Origin of the sequence: Streptacidiphilus neutrinimicus (assembly GCF_000787815.1) — a bacterium.
GTDB classification, from domain to species: Bacteria; Actinomycetota; Actinomycetes; order Streptomycetales; family Streptomycetaceae; genus Streptacidiphilus; species Streptacidiphilus neutrinimicus.
On the sequence record NZ_BBPO01000003.1, the window covers coordinates 1 to 2,744 of the forward strand.

A 2,744-nucleotide genomic window follows, 5' to 3' on the forward strand; every position below is an offset into this window, starting at 1 on the left:
CGCGCGAAAGGTGCGTGTGAGGCGCGTGAAGTGCGCGAGGCGTAAGCTGTAGGACCCTCCTCCCGACCTGGTCGGGAGGATCCCAGGGCCGGTCACCCTTCAGGGTGGTCGGCCCGAACCGTCCTCCGTCGGAAGACGGCGCCGAGAAAGACGCAGCCGCCCGTGACCACTCTCGCTTCCCACACCCTGCAGGCCGTTCTGATCGACATGGACGGCACTCTGGTCGACACCGAGGACTTCTGGTGGGAGGCCGAGAGCACTCTGCTGGCCGAGCTGGGCCACCCGATCGGCCTCGAGGAGCGCGAGATCGTCGTCGGCGGGCCGATGAGCCGGGTTGTCGACCATCTGCTGAAGGTGTCCGGCGCTCCGCTGACCCCGGCCGCACTGGGGCACGCGGTCAACGACCGGTTCGTGGAGCTGATCGGCCAGGGAGTGCCGGTGCGGCCCGGCGCCAAGGCGCTGCTGGTGGACCTGGCCGCGCAGGGTGTGCCTGCGGCGCTGGTCTCCGCGTCGCACCGGCGGATCATCGACCAGGTGCTGAAGACCCTGGGGGCGCACTTCTTCGGCTTCACCGTGGCCGGGGACGAGGTCGAGCGGACGAAGCCCCACCCGGACCCGTACCTGCTCGCAGCCGCGCGGCTGGGCGCGGACCCGGCGCGCTGCGTCGTCATCGAGGACGCCCCGACGGGCGTGCGCGCAGGCCAGGCGGCAGGCTGCCATGTGCTGGCGGTGCCGTCCGTCGCCGCCATCGAGCCGGGACCGCGCACGACCGTGCGCACCACCTTGGAGGGTGTGGACACGGCGCTGCTCAGGGGCCTGTTGGCGGGCGAACTCGATCTGACGTGAGCAGGAAAAAGTAACTACCTGCTAACGCCAAATCGGACATTCTCGGATACAGCCCCTCAAATCTCTGGCCAATTGCGGGCTTTGGGCGAACCCTCGGTGAGTGCCGAGTGCGTATTTCGTGCGATCGTATGGCAGGCTACCGACCACTCGACCTCACGCGAGCCCGGGCTGCACCCCAGCGAGTGGTGCCCGGCGTCGTGGCGCGGCGGCGACACCCCTCAGCGCCGGCAAGGAGATTAGAACTGATGTCAGCTCTCAAGCGGCTGGCAGCGCTCAGCTGCGTAGGCCTCATCGCCACGACCACCGCCTGCGGCTCCTCCAAGTCGGCCGGTCCCGTGGCGGGCGTCCCGAGCGTGATCATCAAGGTCGGCTCGGCCAACCCGTACTCGACGCTCGACCCCGCGCAGGCGTACGACGTCGGCGCGTGGGCGGTGTTCTACAACATCTACCAGGGCCTGCTGAGCTACCCGGCGGGCGCGAACCAGCCGGCACCCGACGCCGCCCAGTCGTGTGCGTTCACGGACTCCGTGACCTACAAGTGCACGCTGCGCCCGAACCTGAAGTTCTCCAACGGGGACCCGCTGGACGCCGCCGCGGTCAAGTTCTCCATCGAGCGCGTGCAGAAGATCAACGACCCGAACGGCGCCGTCTCGATCCTCAGCACCATCAAGTCGGTCGAGACCTCGGGCACGAACCAGGTCATCTTCCACCTGACCGGCCCCGACGCGACCCTGCCGGACCGTCTCACCTCCGGTGTCGCCTCGATCGTGGACCCGAAGGTCTTCTCCGGCACCAAGGAGGAGGCGACGGACTTCACCGGTGTCATCGGTTCCGGCCGCTACAAGCTCGACTCGGTCAGCTTCACCGGCTCCGGCGCGAACAAGACCCCCGCCGAGGTCAAGCTCTCGCTGAACCCGAACTACCAGGGCAACCCGCAGTACCAGGGCGCCGCGAGCACCGCGCGCAACTCCGGGGTCGACCTCAAGTACTACGCCAGCCAGGCCGAGGCCAAGACGGCGCTCGACAACAAGGACGTCGACGTCGTCATCCAGGACCTCAACGCGTCCGACATCGTCACGATGCAGGCGGGCCAGCAGCTCGGCACCGGCCTGCAGGTCTCCAGTGGCGCCGGCGGCACCGTCCGCGTCATGTCGCTGAACACCGTCTCCGGCCCGCTGTCGAACCCGGCGGTCCGGCGCGCCATCGCCGCCCTGATCGACCGGAACGCCATCGCGGACAGCGACTTCCAGCACACGGTCTCCCCGGCCTACACGATCGTCCCGTCCAGCATCACCAATGCGACGGCCTCGTTCGCCAACCTGTACGGCCGGAACCCGGAGTCCGCGTCCCACGTCAAGGCGGAGCTGGAGAGCGCGGGTATCTCGCTGCCGGTCAAGTTCACCCTCTCGTACGGTAAGGGTGACTCGGCCAAGGAGCGGGAGGTGGCCATGATCAAGCAGCAGCTCGAGCAGAGCGGGCTGTTCCAGGTCACCCTCAAGGGCTACGCCAGCTACACCGCGATGCAGAACGCGGTGCTGAAGACGCACAACTTCGACGCGTTCATGGTCGCCTGGTCCGCGGACTACCAGGACATCGACGACTTCATCAACCCGCTGGTCGGTCCGAACAACGCCCTGTACAACGGCTGGCGCGGCTCCGACGCCCAGACTGTGGCGGGGCTGATCACGACCGGTCTGACCTTCCAGGACCGCGAGACCGCCGCGGCCACCTACAAGAAGATCCAGAACTACGTGGCCAAGGACGTCCCGATCATCCCGATCTGGGAGAACAGCCAGTTCGCCGCCGCGCAGTCGGACGTCACCGGGGTACCGCTGACCCTGGACAGCTCCGGCATCTCGCGCTGGTGGATGATCGGCAAGACCTCCTCCTGACCGCCT

Annotated in this window: 2 protein-coding genes; both read left to right on the forward strand. The window is 67.9% G+C overall.

Going from position 1 to position 2,744, the window contains the following annotated elements:
- The first annotated feature begins 162 nt into the window (after positions 1 to 162).
- Positions 163 to 846, forward strand: a complete 684-nt coding sequence (locus TR48_RS02985; protein ID WP_042364265.1) for an HAD family hydrolase — start codon at positions 163 to 165, stop codon at positions 844 to 846.
- A 245-nt stretch (positions 847 to 1,091) separates the two neighbouring features.
- Entirely contained in the window at positions 1,092 to 2,738 is a 1,647-nt protein-coding gene (locus tag TR48_RS02990; RefSeq protein WP_042364266.1) for an ABC transporter substrate-binding protein, read from the forward strand.
- Positions 2,739 to 2,744: the final 6 nt, after the last annotated feature.